This is a genomic window from Streptomyces sp. SAT1 (assembly GCF_001654495.1).
In the GTDB taxonomy this organism is placed as follows: Bacteria; Actinomycetota; Actinomycetes; order Streptomycetales; family Streptomycetaceae; genus Streptomyces; species Streptomyces andamanensis.
Genome location: NZ_CP015849.1, coordinates 1837076 through 1853533, shown reverse-complemented (window position 1 = coordinate 1853533; position 16458 = coordinate 1837076). Strand labels below are relative to the sequence as shown.

The window sequence follows — 16458 nt, the reverse complement described above, 5'->3', positions numbered from 1 at the left end:
CGGTGGCGGCGGCGTCCCTGCTGCTCGCCTCGCTGACGGCGTGCGGCGGCCCGACCGCCGCCGACACCGCCCGCGCGCAGGTGCAGCACCTGCTCGACACCCGCGCGGCGGCGGTCCTCCACCACGACGCGGCCGCCTACGCCACCACCGGCACCCGCACCCCGTACACCCGGCTGCGGGCCGTGCCGTTCACCGCCTGGTCCTACCGCGTGACCGCGGTGCGCCGCAGCGGCGCCACGGCCACCGCCGACGCCCAGCTCAGCTACCGGGTGACCGGCTACGACACCGCCCCCGTCACCGTAGGCCGCACCCTGACCCTGTCCACCGCCGCCGACGGCGCGTGGTACGTCGACTCCGAACGTCCGGCGCGCGAGGCGGCGCAGCAGCTGTGGGACCAGGGCACCGTGGGCGTGGCCCGGGGCCGCAGCAGCATCGTCCTCGGCGTCGGGCAGAGCACGCGCTCGCTGCGTGACTACGCCTCCCTCGCCGACCACGCGGTGCCCGCCGTGTCGGACGCCTGGGGCACCGACTGGAGCCGCCGCGTGGTCGTGCTGGTCCCCGGCTCGCTGGACGCCATGGCCGCGCTGCTCGGCTCGCCCGCCGACGACTACCGGGGCATCGCCGCCGTCACCACCGGCGAGGCCGGGGGCAGCGGGCGGGCCCCCGCCGACCGGGTCGTCGTCAACCCCGACGCGTACAGCCTGCTGGGCCCGCTCGGCCGGCAGGTCGTGCTCACCCACGAGACCACCCATGTCGCCACCCGCGCCCACACCGACGCCGCCACCCCGCTGTGGCTCTCCGAGGGCTACGCCGACTGGGTCGGCTACCGCGAGTCCGGGCGCACCCCCGAGCAGGCCGCGCCGGAACTCCAGCACGCCGTGGCCGACGGGCACGTCCCCGCCGCGCTGCCCGCCGACAAGGACTTCGGCTTCGCCGAGGACTCCACCCGCCTCGCCCAGTCCTACGAGGGCGGCTGGCTGGCCTGCCGGATGATCGCCGCCCACTGGGGCGAGGACCGGCTGGACGCGTTCTACCGCGCCGTCGGCGCCCACGACCGCCGCTCGGGCGCGGTCGAGGACGCGCTGCGCACGGTGCTGGGCACGGACCTGGCGCGGTTCACCGGGCAGTGGCGGGAGTATCTGCGGGAGCAGTTGGGCTGAACGGCGCGCGGCGGAGCCGGGGAGGAGCCGACGCCGAGGGGGCCGGGTCAGGGGGCGGGGGACGGCTGCCGGGTGCGGGCGGGGGCCCGGTCGTGCGGGGACGGCGGGCCCGCGGGCCGGGCGGCGGTGCCGCGCCACAGGACGCGGCCCGCGCCCAGACAGGCGGCCACCAGCAGACCGTTGCGCAGGAACATCAGCGTCAGGCCCAGCGGGTCGCTCGCCACGACGTGCCCGAAGTACACCGGAAACTCCAGCACGGTCACCAGGGCCGCGGCCAGCACCAGGGCGACGGCCGGCCACATGCGGCTGCCCGCGCAGCACCCGCAGACCGCGCCGAGCCCCACCAGCCACACCAGGTACTGCGGGCTGATCACCCGGCTGGTCACCGTGAACAGCAGCACCGCCGTGAACGCGGCGTCCACGACCACGCACGGCGCGAGCCGCCCGTGCCGGGTCCGCAGCCGCCACCACAGCAGCCAGCCGAAGGCCGCCGCCGTCAGCACCTGCGCGCCCGCGCTCACCGCGCCGACGTACGGCCCCAGGAACTCCATCGACCCGTAGTGCAGCAGCACCTGCCCCTGCCAGCCGAACAGCCGTGCCGCGTGCAGGACGAGCGCGCCCAGCGACTCCACCTCCGTGCCCCGGCCGCCCTGCGCGGCCAGGAAGGACAGCGTGCCGGGCACGCACAGCGCGCACACCGCCACCGGCACGGCCACTGTCACCGCCGCGGCCGTCCACGCCCGCCGCCCGCCCCGCCCCCGCACCCCCGCGAGCAGCAGCACCGGCCACACCTTGAGCAGCGCCCCGAGGCCCGCCAGCACCCCCAGCACCCGGGGCCTGCGGGCGCCCGCGAGCAGCGCGGCCACGGCCACCGCGGTCACCAGCACGTCGTAGCGGGCGTAGAGGACCGGGCCCAGCAGGGGAGCGCCCGCCGTCCACACCCACGCGCCGCGCAGCGGACGGCCCAGCCGCCGCCCGCCGCACAGCAGCAGGCACAGCACCGCCAGATCGGCCGCGCACGCCAGGGCGAAGAAGGCGTCGGCGTACCCGAGGAACGGCAGCGCCAGCGGGGCGAGGAGGGCGAGTGCGGCCCCGGGCGGGTACTGCCAGGCGACGTCGTCGGCCGGGAACGCGCCCTGCCGCAGCACCTCGGACCAGCCCTGGTAGATCACCGACACATCGCCGGTGACGTCCGGACCGGGGAACACCAGCACCCGCAGCACGTACAGCAGCAGCACCGCACGGCTCACCGCCCAGACCGCGAGCACCGCCGCCGGACGCCGCACCCCGCCTGCCTCGTCCACCTCGGCCCCTCGTCCGTCCGCCGCCGGCCACGTCCCACGCCCATCGTCCCCGCCGCCGCGCCCGCCGACCACGCGGACACCGCCGCACGGGGGCCGGGCGGGTGGATTGGGTAGGGTCTGCGGCGATGCACAAGACCCTCGTCGTCACCAACGACTTCCCGCCCCGCCCCGGCGGCATCCAGGCGTTCCTGCACAACATGGCGCTGCGCCTCGACCCCGGACAGCTCGTCGTGTACGCCTCCACCTGGAAGCGGAGCCGGGAGGGCGTGCGGGCGACGGCCGCCTTCGACGCGGAGCAGCCCTTCACCGTCGTACGGGACCGTACGACGATGCTGCTGCCCACCCCGGACGCCACCCGGCGCGCGGCCGGGCTGCTGCGCGAGCACGGCTGCACCTCGGTGTGGTTCGGGGCGGCGGCCCCGCTCGGCCTGATGGCGCCCGCCCTGCGCGGGGCGGGCGCCGAACGGCTGGTGGCCACCACCCACGGCCACGAGGCCGGCTGGGCCCAACTGCCCGCCGCACGGCAGCTGTTGCGCCGCATCGGCCGGTCCACCGACACGATCACCTACCTCGGCGAGTACACCCGCTCCCGGATCGCCGCCGCGCTGACACCCGACGCCGCCGCACGGATGGCGCACCTCCCGCCGGGCGTGGACGAGAAGGTCTTCCACCCGGGTTCCGGCGGCCCCGAGGTGCGCGCCCGGCTCGGGCTCACCGACCGCCCGGTCGTCGTGTGCGTCTCCCGGCTGGTCAAGCGCAAGGGCCAGGACACCCTGATCCGCGCGATGCCCGCGATCCTCGCCGCCGAGCCGGACACCGTCCTGCTGATCGTCGGCGGCGGCCCCTACGAGCGGGACCTGCGCCGCCTCGCCGACGAGACGGGCGTCGCCGCGTCCGTGCGCTTCACCGGCGCGGTCCCCTGGAGCGAACTGCCCGCCCACTACGGCGCCGGTGACGTCTTCGCCATGCCCTGCCGCACCCGCCGCGGCGGCCTGGACGTCGAGGGCCTGGGCATCGTCTACCTGGAGGCCTCCGCGACCGGCCTCCCCGTCGTCGCCGGCGACTCCGGCGGCGCACCCGACGCCGTCCTGGACGGCGAGACCGGCTGGGTCGTCCCCGGCGGCTCCCCCCACCACACCGCCGACCGCATCACCACCCTCCTCGCCGACCCCCAACTCCGCCACCGCATGGGCGAACGGGGCCGCCAGTGGATCGAACAGACCTGGCGCTGGGACTTGTTGGCGGAACGACTGAGGGAACTCCTGTAGCGGGAGGGCGGAGAACTCAGCTGGGGGTGCAGGGGGCTGGTCCTCCGTGGGTGTTCCGGTGGTCAGGGCAACTCCCCCGGGGGTGCTGGGGGCGGAGCCCTGAGGCTGGTTCACCGTGGGGGCTCCGGTGGGTCGGTCAGCTCGCGCGGGGGGAGTCGGGGGCTGGTCTTCCGCGCGTGCTCCGGTGGTCCGGTCGTCCCACCCGGGGGCGCAGGGGGCGGAGCCCCCGCTGGGGTCCGGGGCGGGGCCCTTGCGCGTGCTCCGGTGGTCCGGGCAACTCACCCGGGGGCGCAGGGGGCGGAGCCCCCGCCGGGGTCCGGGGCGGAGCCCCGAGGCGGGTCCTCTTTCCCCACCGAGTCGGGCGGGTGGGTGGGACAGCTGTGGCGGGGTCCGGGGCGGAGCCCCGGGAGGGCGCCCCCGCAACCCACCGAGTCGGGCGGGCGGGTGGGCAGAGCCCCCTACTTCGAGTAGATCGCCTCGATCTCCCCCGAGAAATCCTTCGCCACCACACCCCGCTTCAGCTTCAGCGAGGGCGTGAGATACCCCGCCTCCTCACTGAACTGCGCCCCGAGCACCCGGAACTTCCGCACCGACTCCGCCTTCGACACCGCCGCGTTCCCGTCGTCCACCGCGCTCTGCACCGCAGCGAGCAGATCCGGGTCCTCCCGCAGGGACTCGGCCGTGGACCCGGCAGGCTTGCCGTGCTCCGCGCACCAGCGTCCCAGGAACTCCTCGTCGAGGGTGATCAGCGCCCCCACGAACGGCCGCCCGTCCCCGACCACCATGCACTCCGCGACCAGCGCATGCGCCCGGATCCGGTCCTCGATCACCGCGGGCGCGACGTTCTTGCCGCCCGCCGTGACGATGATCTCCTTCTTGCGGCCGGTGATCCGCAGATACCCGTCCTCGTCGAGCGTGCCGAGGTCCCCGGTGTGGAACCAGCCGTCGGCCAGCGCCTCCCGCGTGGCGTCCGGATTGTTCCAGTACTCCTTGAACAGGTGCTCGCCGTGCAGCAGCACCTCCCCGTCGTCCGCGATCCGGATGACCGAACCGGGCAGCGGCTGCCCGACGGTGCCGATCTTCGGCCGGTCCCACGGGTTGAAGGCGGTGGCCGCGCAGGACTCGGTCAGCCCGTACCCCTCCAGGACGGTGAAGCCGATACCGCGGAAGAAGTGACCCAGCCGCTCACCGAGCGGCGCCCCGCCGGAGATCGCGTACTCGCCGCGCCCCCCGAGCACCGCCCGCAGCTTGCCGTACACCAGCTTGTCGAACATCTTGTGCCGCAGCCGGAGGCCGAACGACGGTCCGGAGACGGTGTCCAGCGCCCGGCTGTAGGCGATCGCCGTGTCCGCCGCCCGGTCGAAGATCTTCCCCTTGCCGTCCGCCTGCGCCTTGGCGCGCGCCGCGTTGTACACCTTCTCGAACACCCGCGGGACGCCCAGTATCAGCGTCGGCCGGAACGAGGCCAGTTCCTCGGTGAGGTTCTTGATGTCCGGGACGCAGCCCAGCCGGATCGGCGCCATCATCGGCGCGATCTGCACCAGCCGCCCGAAGACGTGCGCGAGCGGCAGGAAGAGCAGCACCGAGCACTCACCGGTGCGGAACAGCGGACGCAGCCGCTCCACCACGTTGCCGCACTCGGCGAAGAAGCTGCGGTGGGAGAGCACACAGCCCTTGGGACGGCCGGTGGTGCCGCTGGTGTAGACGATGGTCGCCGGGTCGTCGGCCTTGGCCAGCGAGCCGCGCTCCTCGACCGTGGCGTCGCTGACGTCCTGCCCGGCCCGCCCCAGCTCCGCGACCGCGCCGGCCTCGATCTGCCAGACGTTCTTCAGCGCGGGCAGGCCCTCGCGCACCGACTCCACGGCGGCGGCGTGGGCGTCGGTCTCCACCAGGCAGGCCGTCGCGCCCGAGTCCCCGAGGATCCACCGCACCTGCTCGGCCGAGCTGGTCTCGTACACCGGCACGGTGACGGCGCCCGCGCTCCAGATCGCGAAGTCCAGCAGCGTCCACTCGTAGCGCGTACGGGACATCAGACCGACGCGGTCGCCGGGCTGGACACCGGAGGCGATGAGGCCCTTGGCGGCGGCCCGCACCTCGGTGAGGAACTCCCGCGCGGTGACGTCCTGCCAGACCCCGCCCGCCTTGCGGGCGATCACGGCGACCTCGGGATGCTGCGCGGCGTTTCTGCGGACGATGTCGGTCAGATTCCCGTCCGCGGGGACCTCGTACAAAGCCGGAAGGCTGAACTCGCGCAAGACTGCTGCTCCTCATAGGGCGCCGGCGCCACGACGTTGTGTGATGCGACGGTGCGGTCCAAGGCTCGGTCGTGCCCGGGACCTCGCCGGGAACCTCGGGGGCCCGGTGGCCGAAATCCGGAGCACGACTGGACTGCCCGGACGTTACCCGCCGGTATGGCTTTTTCGACAGGGGGTCCCGGTGAGATGTTCGCTGCGTCACACGATGGGTGTCTCCTTGCGCACAGTAGTCGACCCGTTGAACGACTGGCCAGTAACCGCAGGTCCGGCCACCCCCGGCACGGCCTACCCTTCTTGCTCATGGTTCCCCTCTCGGCACCCGGTCCCACACGCCCCGGCGGCACCCGTGTCCATGTGGTCAGCGACGTGCACGGCAACGCCCGTGACCTGGCCCGCGCCGGCGAGGGTGCCGACGCCCTGATCTGCCTGGGCGACCTCGTCCTCTTCCTCGACTACGCCGACCACTCGCGCGGGATCTTCCCCGACCTGTTCGGCGTGGAGAACGCGGACCGCATCGTCGAGCTGCGCACCGCCCGCCGCTTCGCCGAGGCCCGCGAACTCGGCGCCCGGCTGTGGGGCGAGCTGGACGGCGACCGCGCCCAGGTGATCGAGGCGGCCGTGCGCCGCCAGTACGCCGAGCTCTTCGCGGCCTTCCCCACCCCGACGTACGCCACCTACGGCAATGTCGACATGCCGCCCCTGTGGCCGGAATTCGCCCACGAGGGCACCACCGTCCTGGACGGCGAACGCGTCGAGATCGGCGGCCGCGTCTTCGGCTTCGTCGGCGGCGGCCTGCGCACCCCCATGCGGACGCCGTACGAGATCGGCGACGAGGAGTACGCCGCCAAGATCGAGGCGGTCGGCGAGGTCGACGTGCTGTGCACCCACATCCCGCCCGAGGTGCCCGAACTCGTCTACGACACCGTCGCCCGCCGCTTCGAACGCGGCAGCCGCGCCCTGCTCGACGCCATCCGCCGCACCCGCCCCCGCTACGCCCTCTTCGGCCACGTCCACCAGCCGCTGGCCCGGCGCATGCGCGTCGGCGCCACCGAGTGCGTGAACGTGGGGCACTTCGCGCGCACCGGCACCCCCTGGGTCCTCCAGTGGTGAGCCCGGCCATGACCGCAGGTGGCAGTGGAGTCCGCCGTCCGCCTGCGCGGTAGCCTTCACGCTGCGCACATGTGCGCACGACGACCGACTTTGGGCCCGCACCTGGAGGAGCCACGGCGATGGCGGAACACACCAGCTCGAGCATCACGATCGAGGCGGCCCCCGCCGACGTGATGGGGGTGATCGCCGACTTCGCCCGCTACCCCGACTGGACCGGGGAGGTCAAGGAGGCCGAGGTCCTCAGGACCGACGAGCAGGGCCGCGCCGAGCAGGTCCGCCTCGTCATGGACGCGGGCGCCATCAAGGACGACCAGACCCTCGCCTACACCTGGACCGGCGCCGACGAGGTGTCCTGGACCCTGGTCAAGTCCCAGATGCTGCGCTCCCTGGACGGCTCCTACCTGCTCAGGCCGGCCGGCGCGGGCGCCACCGAGGTGACCTACCGCCTCACCGTCGACGTCAAGATCCCCATGCTGGGCATGATCAAGCGCAAGGCCGAGAAGGTCATCATCGACCGCGCCCTGGCGGGACTGAAGAAGCGGGTGGAGTCGGGCCCGGCGCCCGAGGGACCGTCCCTGGAGAAGTAGCGCGCGACCCCGGCCCCGGGGCGGCCCCGGATCCCGTACGTCCCGGGCGCGGGTAGCGTTCACCCTCATGCGCACCCTGCTGATCACCGGACCGGGCGGTTCCGGCCGCACCACCGTGGCCGCGGCCACCGCGCTCGCCGCGGCCCGCGAGGGACTCCGTACCCTCGTCCTCAGCGCCGACCGCACCGACACCCTCGGCGCGGCCCTGGGTGCGCCCACCGGCGCGCGGCCCGCGCCCGCCGCCCCGGACCTCACCGCCTGGCGCCCCGACGCCGCGGCCGACTTCCGGGCCGACCTCGCCGCCTTCCAGGACCGCGCGGCGAGCGTCCTCGACCTGCTCGGCGCCGCCCGGCTGGACGCCGAGGAGGTCACCCCGCTGCCCGGCGCCGAGGAGCTGGCCCTGCTGCGCGCGCTGCGCGACGCGGCCCTCTCCGACCGCTTCGACCTGCTCGTCGTCGATCTGCTGGCCGCCCCGCAGGCCCTCGCCCTGCTCGCCCTCCCCGCCGAGCTGCGCCGCTATCTGCGCCGCCTGCTGCCGCCCGAGCGGCAGGCCGCCCGCGCCCTGCGCCCGGTCCTCGGCCGTCTCGCCGGCGTCCCCCTGCCCGCCGAGCGGTTCTACGAGACGGCGGCCCGCTGGGACGTGGAACTGGCCGCCGCCGAGGCCGTCGTCACCGACCCGGGCACCGCCGTACGCCTGGTCTCCGAGCCCGGTCCGGCCGGCACCGACGCCGTCCGCCGCACCGCCCTGGGCCTCGCCGTGGGCGCCCTGCCCGTGGAGTCCCTGGTCGCCTCCCGCGTCCTGCCCGACGCCCCGGCCGACTCCTGGCTGGCCGGCCCGGTCGCCCAGCAGCGCAAGGCCCTGGAGGAGTGGCAGCAGACGTACACCGTCCACCCGGCCGCCCACCTGGGCCGGGACCCGCGCGGCGCCGACGACCTGACCGCCCTCGCCGTCCCCGCGCCCGGCGCGGCCGCGGGCGCCGCGCCCGCCCCTGTCGAGTGGCCGGTCGAGGACCGGATCGCCGACGACGGCGTCCTGGTGTGGCGCATCCCGCTGCCCGGCGCCCGCCGCGACGAACTCGACCTCGTCCGGCGCGGCGACGAACTGGTGCTCACCGCCGGGGGCTTCCGCCGCATCGTGGCACTGCCCTCGGCGCTGCGCCGGTGCACCGTGGACGGCGCCGCGCTGCGCGAGGACGAACTGCGCATCCGGTTCGCGCCGGACCCGGCGCTGTGGCCCCGCGACAGGTGAACGGCCGGGCCCCGTTCGGGTAACGTCGGAAGGACGAACCGTAGTCAGGAGCCCGCCATGAGCGAAGAGCGCCCACCGTCCGACGACGCCGCGCGGGACGACGCCGCTCAGGAGCGCACCACCGGTCCCACCAGCACCGGCGGCCCCACCGGTCCCACCGGTCCCACCGGCCGCGCGGACGCCCCCCGGCCCGGCAGGGACGAGGACCCGGAGCCGCCCCGGGCCACCGACGCCGACGCCTGGGCCACCGCCTGCGCCGAGGACCTGGAGGCCGAGCAGGCCCGGCGCCGCGCGCGGTACGGACCGCCCCCCGGCTCGGCCGCCGAGGAACTGCGCAAGTTCGTCGACACCGTCGCCGACAAGCTGTCCTCCTTCCGCTCCCCGCTGCTCGGCGCCCTCGCCGGACCCGCCGCCGAGCAGCTGGTGCGCCAGGCGGTGCGGCAGGCCAGGGCCGCCGTCGAACCGGTGGTGGAACGCAACCCCGGCGTCTTCGACCACCTCGCGGCGGCCGGCGGCGAACTGCTGGCCGCCTACCGCTCCGCCGTCGAGGCCCAGGAGCACCGCTGGACCTCCCGCGCGTCCGGCGCGGACGATCTCCGCGACGACCGGACGGGAGGCGGCCGGCGGGACGGCCGCGAGGACGGTTCACGGGGCGGTCGAGAGGACGGCTCACAGGGCGGCCCGCAGGCCGGTCCGAAGGGCTTCGGCGACCGTCGCGACCCCGGCGAGGGCACCGGCGGCGGCGAACGCATCGACGTGGACTGACGGTCCGCTCGGGTACGGTTGGCCGTAGCGGGGCTCGACCGGAACTGAGGGATTCATGGGACTCACCATCGGCGTCGACATCGGCGGCACGAAGATCGCGGCCGGCGTGGTCGACGAGGAAGGCAACATCCTCTCGACCTTCAAGGTGCCGACCCCCACCACACCCGAGGCCATCGTGGACGCCATCGCCTCGGCGGTGGAGGGTGCGCGCGCGGGGCACGAGATCGTCGGCGTCGGCATCGGCGCCGCCGGATACGTCAACCGGCAGCGCTCCACGGTCTACTTCGCGCCCAACATCGACTGGCGCCAGGAGCCGCTGAAGGAGAAGGTCGAGGCGCGCGTCGGCCTCCCGGTGGTCGTGGAGAACGACGCGAACGCCGCGGCCTGGGGCGAGTACAGGTTCGGCGCGGGCAAGGGCCACCGCAACGTCATCTGCATCACCCTCGGCACCGGCCTCGGCGGCGGCATCATCATCGGCAACAAGCTGCGCCGCGGCCACTTCGGCGTGGCCGCCGAGTTCGGCCACATCCGGATGGTCCCGGACGGCCTGCTGTGCGGCTGCGGTTCACAGGGCTGCTGGGAGCAGTACGCCTCCGGCCGCGCCCTCGTCCGGTACGCCAAGCAGCGCGCCAACGCCACCCCCGAGCGCGCCGAGGTGCTGCTCGCCCTCGGCGACGGCACGCCCGACGGCATCGAGGGCAAGCACATCTCCATGGCCGCCCGGCAGGGCTGCCCGGTCGCCGTCGACTCCTACCGCGAGCTGGCCCGCTGGGCCGGCGCCGGCCTGGCCGACCTGGCCTCCCTCTTCGACCCCTCCGCCTTCATCGTCGGCGGCGGCCTGTCCGACGAGGGCGACCTGGTCCTGGACCCGATCCGCAAGTCGTACAAGCGCTGGCTGGTCGGCGGGAACTGGCGCCCGGTCGCCGATGTGATCGCCGCCCAACTCGGCAACAAGGCCGGTCTGGTGGGCGCGGCCGACCTCGCCCGGGAGCCCGACCCGGTCATGTGAACCACCCCGCCGCGCCGTCGCGGCGGCACGCGCCCACCGTCCCCTCCGTCCGGGCCGGTGGGCGCCGTCGTCCGCGCACCCGGACCACGCCTCCTGCCGGGCCGAGGACGCCGGAAGGCCCCGGCGGACCGTGCGCGCCCCCGGACCCGGACCGCACGGGGAACCGCTGTTCGGCAGTGCCCCCGGCCCCGCGTATGTTGATCGTCATGCAGCTGCCCAACTCCCGCACTGAAGCCGACGGTTCCGCCGTCGTCCGCGTCCTGAGCCTCAACATCCGGTCGATGCGGGACGACACCGCCGCCCTCGCCCGGGTGATCAGCGCCTGCGCGCCCGATCTCGTCCTCCTCCAGGAGGCGCCGCGCTTCTTCCGCTGGCGCAAGAAGCTGGCGCGGCTGGCCTCGGCCTCGGACCTGGTGATCCTCACCGGCGGCGGGACGGCCGCCGGTCCGGCCGTCCTGTGCTCCCTGCGGGCCACCGTGGAACGCACCGAGGACGTCCTGCTGCCCCTCACCCCGGGCCTGCACCGGCGGGGCTTCGCCACGGCCGTGGTCCGCTTCGGCGGCGCCCGGCTCGGCGTGCTCGCCTGCCACCTCTCGCTCGACAGGAACGAGCGGTACGCGCAGAGCGGCGCGCTGCTGGGCCGGCTGGCCGGGATGGGCGTGCGGCACGCCATCGCCGGCGGCGACCTCAACGAGGGCCCCGAGGGACCGGCCTTCCAGCGGCTGGCCGGCACCCTCCAGGACGGCTGGGCGACGGCGCCCTGGGGCGGCGAGCACACCTTCCCGGCCCGCGCCCCGCGGCGGCGCGTCGACGCGCTGCTCGCGACCGAGGGCGTCGAGATCCTCGGCTGCGGGGTGCCGCGGGAACTGCCCGGGGTGACGGAGGAGGACCTGAGGGCGGCCACCGACCACCTCCCGGTCCTGGCCGCCGTCCGCATCCCGGCGGACGCCTGACAAAGCCGGGTCCGGGCCGGGCGGACCGCCCCGGCCCGGACCCGCGCCGACGTGTCTAGACCACGGCTCCGCGGCCCGGGTCGTCGTCGTCCTCGTCACCCGGGTTCATCCGGGCCACCAGTGTCGCCACGCCGCCGACGAAGCCGCCGATGCCGAGGGTGGTCAGCCACCAGGTCATCTCCCAGCCGAGCAGGACGGCCAGCAGGAGCAGCACGGGACCGCCGAGCACGCCCAGCCACGCGAACTTCGCGGTGGCGTCCGCCTCGGGCAGCGGCGGCGGCTCCGGCGGGACGAAGTGGCCCTCGTCGTCGTCGGACGGCTCGCGCGGCGCGTAGTCGCGCGGGCCCGGCCCGGCGAGGCCCGGCGCGAAGGAGACGGAGCTGCCCAGCGGCTTGGCCGGGCGGTTCTCGCCGCCGGTGCCGCCCGCGCCGTCGGTGCCGTCGCCGTCGGTGCCGTCACCCTCCTCGTCCGGGGGCTCCGGCAGCAGCAGGTCCTCGATGGGCTTGAAGGGCTTGACGCCCGGCGGGTCCGGCGGCTCCTCGCCGTACCCGGCGACGATCGCCGCCCAGACGGCGTCCTCGTCGAGCGCCGCCGCCTCCTTGCCGGAACCGGGCCCTCCTGTTCCACCGGCCCCGCCGCCGGTACCGCCGGTGTCTCCCGGCCCACCGGTCCCTCCGGCGCCGCCCGTCGCATCCGCGACCTCCGAGAGATCCGCCGACGCCACCGGCTCCGCGGGCTTGACCGGTTCCGCGGGCTTGACGGGGTCCACGGGCCGTACGGGATCCACGGACTTGACGGGATCCACCGGCCGTACGGGCTGCGCGGCGCCCGCCGGGTCCACCGGCTGGGCGGGAGCGGCCGGCGGCGGTGCGGGCTCGACCGGCTCACGGTTCTCCCGGCCTTCGCGGTCGGAGTCGTGCTCAGCCACCTGCGGCCGTCCCTTCCTTGCCGACACTGGGTGCGATCCGGCCGATGAAGGCGAGGCTCTCCTCGAAGATCCGGTCCGCGTCGTGGTCCAACGTCGCGACGTGGTAGCTCTGTTCCAGCAGGATCTCCGTGACGTCCACGGAGGAGACCCGGCCGAGGATCCGGGCCGAGTCGGCGGGCGGCACCACATGGTCCCGCGGGCTGCGCAGGAGCAGCAGCGGCTGGGTGACCTGCGCCAGCTCGCCGTCGACCAGCCGGAAGAAGGTCCGCAGCGAGTGCGCGCTGTGCAGCGGCACCCGGTCGTACCCCAGTTCGGCGCTGTCCTCCTTGGCGATGTCGCTGGCGATCCCCTTGGTCGTCCGCACCAGGTGCCGGGCCACCGGCAGCGCGTACGCGGACAGGCCGTGCACCTTGTTGGCCGGGTTGACCACCACGACACCGGAGACCGCGTCCCCGTGCTTCGCCGCGAGCCGCAGCGCCAGGGCGCCGCCCATCGAGAGACCGGCCACGAACACCTGTGCGCACCGCTCGCCGAGCACACGCAGCTCGCGGTCCACCTCCGCGTACCAGTCCTGCCAGCCGGTGACCTGCATGTCCTGCCAGTGGGTGCCGTGGCCCGGCAGCAGCGGGAGCGAGACCGTCAGGCCGTGCCCGGCCAGGTACTCGGCCCAGGGGCGCAGCGACTGGGGGGAACCGGTGAAGCCGTGACAGAGGAGGACGCCGACCTCGCCGCCCTCGTGGCGGAACGGCTCGGCTCCGGGGAGGACCGGCACGTCGGTCTCCTGTTCGTGGAGTGGGCTGGGCACGTCGATGGCAGGTACTTCACCGTACGCGACGGCACTGACACCGACCAGGGCCGTAGGCGCCTTCCGTGCCGCTCCGGGTTATGGTCTGAGCGACACACACGGGAGGCAGTCGGTTGTTCTACGGCACGATGAAGGTCGCCATCGGGGGGCCGCTGAAGCTCGCCTTCAGGCCCTGGGTGGAGGGACTGGAGAACATTCCGGCCGAGGGCGCGGCCATCCTGGCCAGCAACCACCTCTCGTTCTCGGACTCGTTCTTCCTGCCCGCGGTGCTCGACCGCAAGGTCACGTTCATCGCCAAGGCCGAGTACTTCACGACGCCCGGGGTGAAGGGCCGGCTGACCGCCGCGTTCTTCAAGGGCGTCGGCCAGCTCCCCGTGGACCGCTCCGGCGCGCGCGGCGCGGGCGAGGCGGCGGTGAAGAGCGGCATAGAGGTGCTGGAGCGCGGCGAGCTGTTCGGCATCTACCCCGAGGGCACGCGCTCGCCCGACGGCCGCCTCTACCGCGGCAAGCCGGGCGGCCTGGCCCGGGTGGCGCTGGCCACGGGGGCGCCGGTGATCCCGGTCGCGATGATCGACACCGAGAAGATCCAGCCGCCCGGCAAGGTGGTCCCCAAGCTGATGCGTCCGGGCATCCGGATCGGCAAGGCGCTCGACTTCAGCCGCTACCAGGGCATGGAGGGCGACCGCTTCGTCCTGCGCGCGGTGACCGACGAGGTCATGTACGAGATCATGAAGCTCTCCGGCCAGGAGTACGTCGACATCTACGCGACCGCCGCCAAGCGGCAGATCACCGAGGCGGCGAAGGCCGAGAAGGAGGCGGAGAAGGCCGCGAAGGCCGCCCTCGCCCAGGCCGCCAAGGAACAGCAGGAGCAAGCGGAGCAGGCGGAGCAGCGGGAGCAGTAGCCGCCCCGCGCGGCAGGGGGCGGACGGGGACAGGGGGACCGGGGGAGATGGCCGGACGCGTGCGCGTCATGAGGATGTCGGTCGAGCAGCCGCTGTGGCGCGCGCTCGCCGGCTACCGGGTGCTCACCCTCTTCTACGCGGTCGGCCTGTTCGCCACCGCCTACGCCCGCTTCCCGCACCCCTGGGTGGCCATCGCGTACTACGGCGTGCTGTTCGTCTGGACCCTGGGCACCCTGCCCCGGGTGGCGAGCGCCGCGAACTGCACCAAGCGCTTCCTCGCCGCCGACCTGGCGCTCGCGGTGGGCGGCATCCTGCTCACCCCGCTCGCCGACGCCCACACGCGGATCGCGCACGGCGGGCCCACCCTGCCGTCGATATGGACCGCGGGAGCCGTCCTCGCCTTCGCCCTCAAGGGCGGCTGGCGCTGGGCCGCCGTCGCCTCCACCGCGGTCGCCGTGGCCAACCTGGTCGAGCGCGGCACCCCGGCCCGCGACACCGTGCACAACGTGATGCTGGTCTGGGTCGCCTCCATCGCCATCGGCTACGTCGTCGAGGTGGCCCGCGCCTCCGAACGCACCCTGGCCCGCGCCCTGGAGATCGAGGCGGCGACCCGGGAGCGCGAGCGGCTGGCCCGCGACATCCACGACAGCGTGCTCCAGGTGCTGGCGATGGTGCAGCGGCGCGGCGCGGTCATCGGCGGTGAGGCGGCGGAGCTGGGCCGGCTGGCGGGCGAGCAGGAGGTGGCGCTGCGCACCCTGGTCTCCGGCGGGCTCAACCCCGTCTCCCGGGTCTGTGAGGACGCGGCCGACGGCGCGGTGGTCCGGATCGTCGACGAACCGGACCCGGAGAGCGCCGACGAGCCCCTCGACCTGCGCGCGCTGCTCGCCCCGTACGCCGGTTCCCGGGTCGCGCTGGCCGAGCCGGGCGCCCCGGTGCCGCTGCCGGCCGCGGCGGCCCGCGAGGTGGCCGCGGCGGTCGGCGCCGCGCTGGACAACGTCCGCCGCCACGCGGGCGAGGACGCGCGGGCCTGGATCCTGGTGGAGGACGAGCCGGACACGGTGCTGGTGACGGTGCGCGACGACGGTCCGGGCATCCCGGAGGGGCGGCTCGCCCAGGCCGAGGGCGAGGGCCGGCTCGGGGTGGCCCAGTCGATCCGGGGCCGGCTGCGCGACATCGGCGGCACCGCCGACCTGATCTCGGTGCCGGGACAGGGCACGGAGGTCGAACTGTCCGTGCCCAAGGCGGCGATCCACCCGAGCGGCGCCAAGAGCACCCGCCGGACCAAGAGCACCACGAGCCCCGACGGCATCGAGAGCACCACGAGCATCACGAGCACGAAGAGCATCAGGAACACCATGAGGGGGAGGGCGGAGAGCCGATGACGGCGACGAGCGGACGGCAGGGCCCGGTCAGGGTCATGGTGGTCGACGACCATCCGATGTGGCGGGACGCCGTCGCCCGCGATCTGGCCGAGGCCGGCTTCGAGGTGGTCGCCACCGCGGGCGACGGCGAGCAGGCGGTGCGCCGCGCCAGGGCGGCGGCGCCCGATGTGCTCGTCCTCGACCTCAACCTGCCCGCCAGGCCCGGCGTCCAGGTCTGCAAGGAACTCGTCGCGGACAACCCGGCGTTGCGGGTGCTGGTGCTCTCCGCGAGCGGCGAGCACGCCGATGTGCTGGAGGCCGTGAAGTCGGGGGCGACCGGCTATCTGCTGAAGTCGGCCTCGACGGAGGAGCTGCTGGACGCCGTGCGCCGCACCGCCGTCGGCGACCCGGTGTTCACCCCCGGCCTGGCCGGACTGGTCCTCGGCGAGTACCGCCGCCTCGCCGCCGAGCCCCAGCCGGCGGACACCGCCGCCGACGGCGAGCCGAAGACCCCCCGGCTCACCGACCGCGAGACGGAGGTGCTGCGGCTGGTCGCCAAGGGCCTGAGCTACAAGCAGATCGCCGAGCGCCTGGTCATCTCGCACCGCACCGTCCAGAACCATGTGCAGAACACCCTGGGCAAGCTCCAGTTGCACAACCGGGTGGAGCTCGTCCGGTACGCCATCGAACGCGGACTCGACAGCGAGTAGACGAGCGGGCCGGCGGCGAGTGCTTGAGCCGGAGGAGAACAGCCGAGGAGCGGGCGCGGACGGCCCGGTCAATCCGCGGCCCGCGCGCGTCC

General features: G+C 74.8%; 15 protein-coding genes. 11 read left to right on the top strand and 4 right to left on the bottom strand.

The window, feature by feature from the left end:
- Window positions 1–2 precede the first annotated feature (2 nt).
- Window positions 3–1160, top strand: coding sequence for a hypothetical protein (locus tag A8713_RS08105; protein WP_079158873.1), 1158 nt, complete (start codon window positions 3–5; stop codon window positions 1158–1160).
- Between the two features lie 47 nt (window positions 1161–1207).
- Here the strand turns inward: A8713_RS08105 and A8713_RS08100 are convergent, their stop codons facing one another.
- Window positions 1208–2464, bottom strand: a complete 1257-nt coding sequence (locus tag A8713_RS08100; RefSeq protein ID WP_064532617.1) for a glycosyltransferase 87 family protein — start codon at window positions 2462–2464, stop codon at window positions 1208–1210.
- Between the two features lie 125 nt (window positions 2465–2589).
- Between A8713_RS08100 and A8713_RS08095 the strand changes: the two genes are divergently transcribed.
- Window positions 2590–3732 carry a glycosyltransferase family 4 protein gene (locus A8713_RS08095; protein WP_064532615.1) on the top strand — a complete coding sequence of 381 codons (1143 nt, stop codon included), beginning with the start codon at window positions 2590–2592 and terminating at the stop codon, window positions 3730–3732.
- A 458-nt stretch (window positions 3733–4190) separates the two neighbouring features.
- On the opposite strand, the gene A8713_RS08090 is transcribed toward A8713_RS08095, so the two are convergent.
- On the bottom strand, window positions 4191–5987 hold the full coding sequence (locus tag A8713_RS08090; protein WP_064532613.1) for an AMP-dependent synthetase/ligase: 1797 nt from the start codon (window positions 5985–5987) through the stop codon (window positions 4191–4193).
- Between the two features lie 354 nt (window positions 5988–6341).
- Between A8713_RS08090 and A8713_RS08085 the strand changes: the two genes are divergently transcribed.
- From A8713_RS08085 to A8713_RS08060, 6 genes are all read left to right on the top strand, one after another.
- Window positions 6342–7097 carry a metallophosphoesterase family protein gene (locus A8713_RS08085; protein WP_064532612.1) on the top strand — a complete coding sequence of 252 codons (756 nt, stop codon included), beginning with the start codon at window positions 6342–6344 and terminating at the stop codon, window positions 7095–7097.
- 119 nt (window positions 7098–7216) lie between these two features.
- Window positions 7217–7684, top strand: a complete 468-nt coding sequence (locus tag A8713_RS08080; RefSeq protein WP_064532610.1) for an SRPBCC family protein — start codon at window positions 7217–7219, stop codon at window positions 7682–7684.
- A 67-nt stretch (window positions 7685–7751) separates the two neighbouring features.
- A complete protein-coding gene (locus A8713_RS08075; RefSeq protein ID WP_064532608.1) occupies window positions 7752–8933 on the top strand; it encodes an ArsA family ATPase in 1182 nt (393 codons plus the stop codon).
- 57 nt (window positions 8934–8990) lie between these two features.
- Window positions 8991–9698, top strand: coding sequence for a DUF5304 domain-containing protein (locus A8713_RS08070; RefSeq protein ID WP_079158872.1), 708 nt, complete (start codon window positions 8991–8993; stop codon window positions 9696–9698).
- A 55-nt stretch (window positions 9699–9753) separates the two neighbouring features.
- Window positions 9754–10707, top strand: a complete 954-nt coding sequence (locus A8713_RS08065; protein ID WP_018567434.1) for an ROK family glucokinase — start codon at window positions 9754–9756, stop codon at window positions 10705–10707.
- 206 nt (window positions 10708–10913) lie between these two features.
- Entirely contained in the window at window positions 10914–11660 is a 747-nt protein-coding gene (locus A8713_RS08060) for an endonuclease/exonuclease/phosphatase family protein (protein ID WP_237305321.1), read from the top strand.
- A 55-nt stretch (window positions 11661–11715) separates the two neighbouring features.
- On the opposite strand, the gene A8713_RS34110 is transcribed toward A8713_RS08060, so the two are convergent.
- Window positions 11716–12384 carry a hypothetical protein gene (locus A8713_RS34110; RefSeq protein ID WP_443069758.1) on the bottom strand — a complete coding sequence of 223 codons (669 nt, stop codon included), beginning with the start codon at window positions 12382–12384 and terminating at the stop codon, window positions 11716–11718.
- Between the two features lie 196 nt (window positions 12385–12580).
- The gene (locus A8713_RS08050; RefSeq protein ID WP_064532604.1) at window positions 12581–13360 is read right to left on the bottom strand and encodes an alpha/beta hydrolase; all 780 of its coding nucleotides are present in this window, start codon (window positions 13358–13360) and stop codon (window positions 12581–12583) included.
- A 161-nt stretch (window positions 13361–13521) separates the two neighbouring features.
- Here A8713_RS08050 and A8713_RS08045 point away from each other — a divergent pair, with 161 nt between their 5' ends.
- The 3 genes from A8713_RS08045 to A8713_RS08035 are packed head-to-tail and all read left to right on the top strand — an operon-like array spanning window position 13522 to window position 16366.
- The gene (locus A8713_RS08045) at window positions 13522–14295 is read left to right on the top strand and encodes a lysophospholipid acyltransferase family protein (RefSeq protein ID WP_064537317.1); all 774 of its coding nucleotides are present in this window, start codon (window positions 13522–13524) and stop codon (window positions 14293–14295) included.
- A gap of 47 nt (window positions 14296–14342) precedes the next feature.
- The gene (gene macS, locus A8713_RS08040; protein ID WP_237305320.1) at window positions 14343–15677 is read left to right on the top strand and encodes a MacS family sensor histidine kinase; all 1335 of its coding nucleotides are present in this window, start codon (window positions 14343–14345) and stop codon (window positions 15675–15677) included.
- Window positions 15674–16366 (top strand): response regulator, encoded by a 693-nt coding sequence (locus A8713_RS08035; protein WP_064532602.1) that lies wholly within the window; start codon window positions 15674–15676, stop codon window positions 16364–16366. Before macS ends, A8713_RS08035 begins: the two co-directional genes overlap by 4 nt.
- Window positions 16367–16458: the final 92 nt, after the last annotated feature.

Excerpts from the sequence above, each read along its gene's own strand:
- A8713_RS08095 (WP_064532615.1), top strand. The coding sequence starts at position 2,590 with ATGCACAAGACCCTCGTCGTCACCAACGACTTCCCGCCCCGCCCCGGC.
- A8713_RS08075 (WP_064532608.1), top strand. The coding sequence starts at position 7,752 with ATGCGCACCCTGCTGATCACCGGACCGGGCGGTTCCGGCCGCACCACC.
- A8713_RS08080 (WP_064532610.1), top strand. The coding sequence starts at position 7,217 with ATGGCGGAACACACCAGCTCGAGCATCACGATCGAGGCGGCCCCCGCC.
- A8713_RS08065 (WP_018567434.1), top strand. The coding sequence starts at position 9,754 with ATGGGACTCACCATCGGCGTCGACATCGGCGGCACGAAGATCGCGGCC.
- A8713_RS08060 (WP_237305321.1), top strand. The coding sequence starts at position 10,914 with ATGCAGCTGCCCAACTCCCGCACTGAAGCCGACGGTTCCGCCGTCGTC.
- macS (WP_237305320.1), top strand. The coding sequence starts at position 14,343 with ATGGCCGGACGCGTGCGCGTCATGAGGATGTCGGTCGAGCAGCCGCTG.
- A8713_RS08045 (WP_064537317.1), top strand. The coding sequence starts at position 13,522 with ATGAAGGTCGCCATCGGGGGGCCGCTGAAGCTCGCCTTCAGGCCCTGG.
- A8713_RS08035 (WP_064532602.1), top strand. The coding sequence starts at position 15,674 with ATGACGGCGACGAGCGGACGGCAGGGCCCGGTCAGGGTCATGGTGGTC.
- A8713_RS08070 (WP_079158872.1), top strand. The coding sequence starts at position 8,991 with ATGAGCGAAGAGCGCCCACCGTCCGACGACGCCGCGCGGGACGACGCC.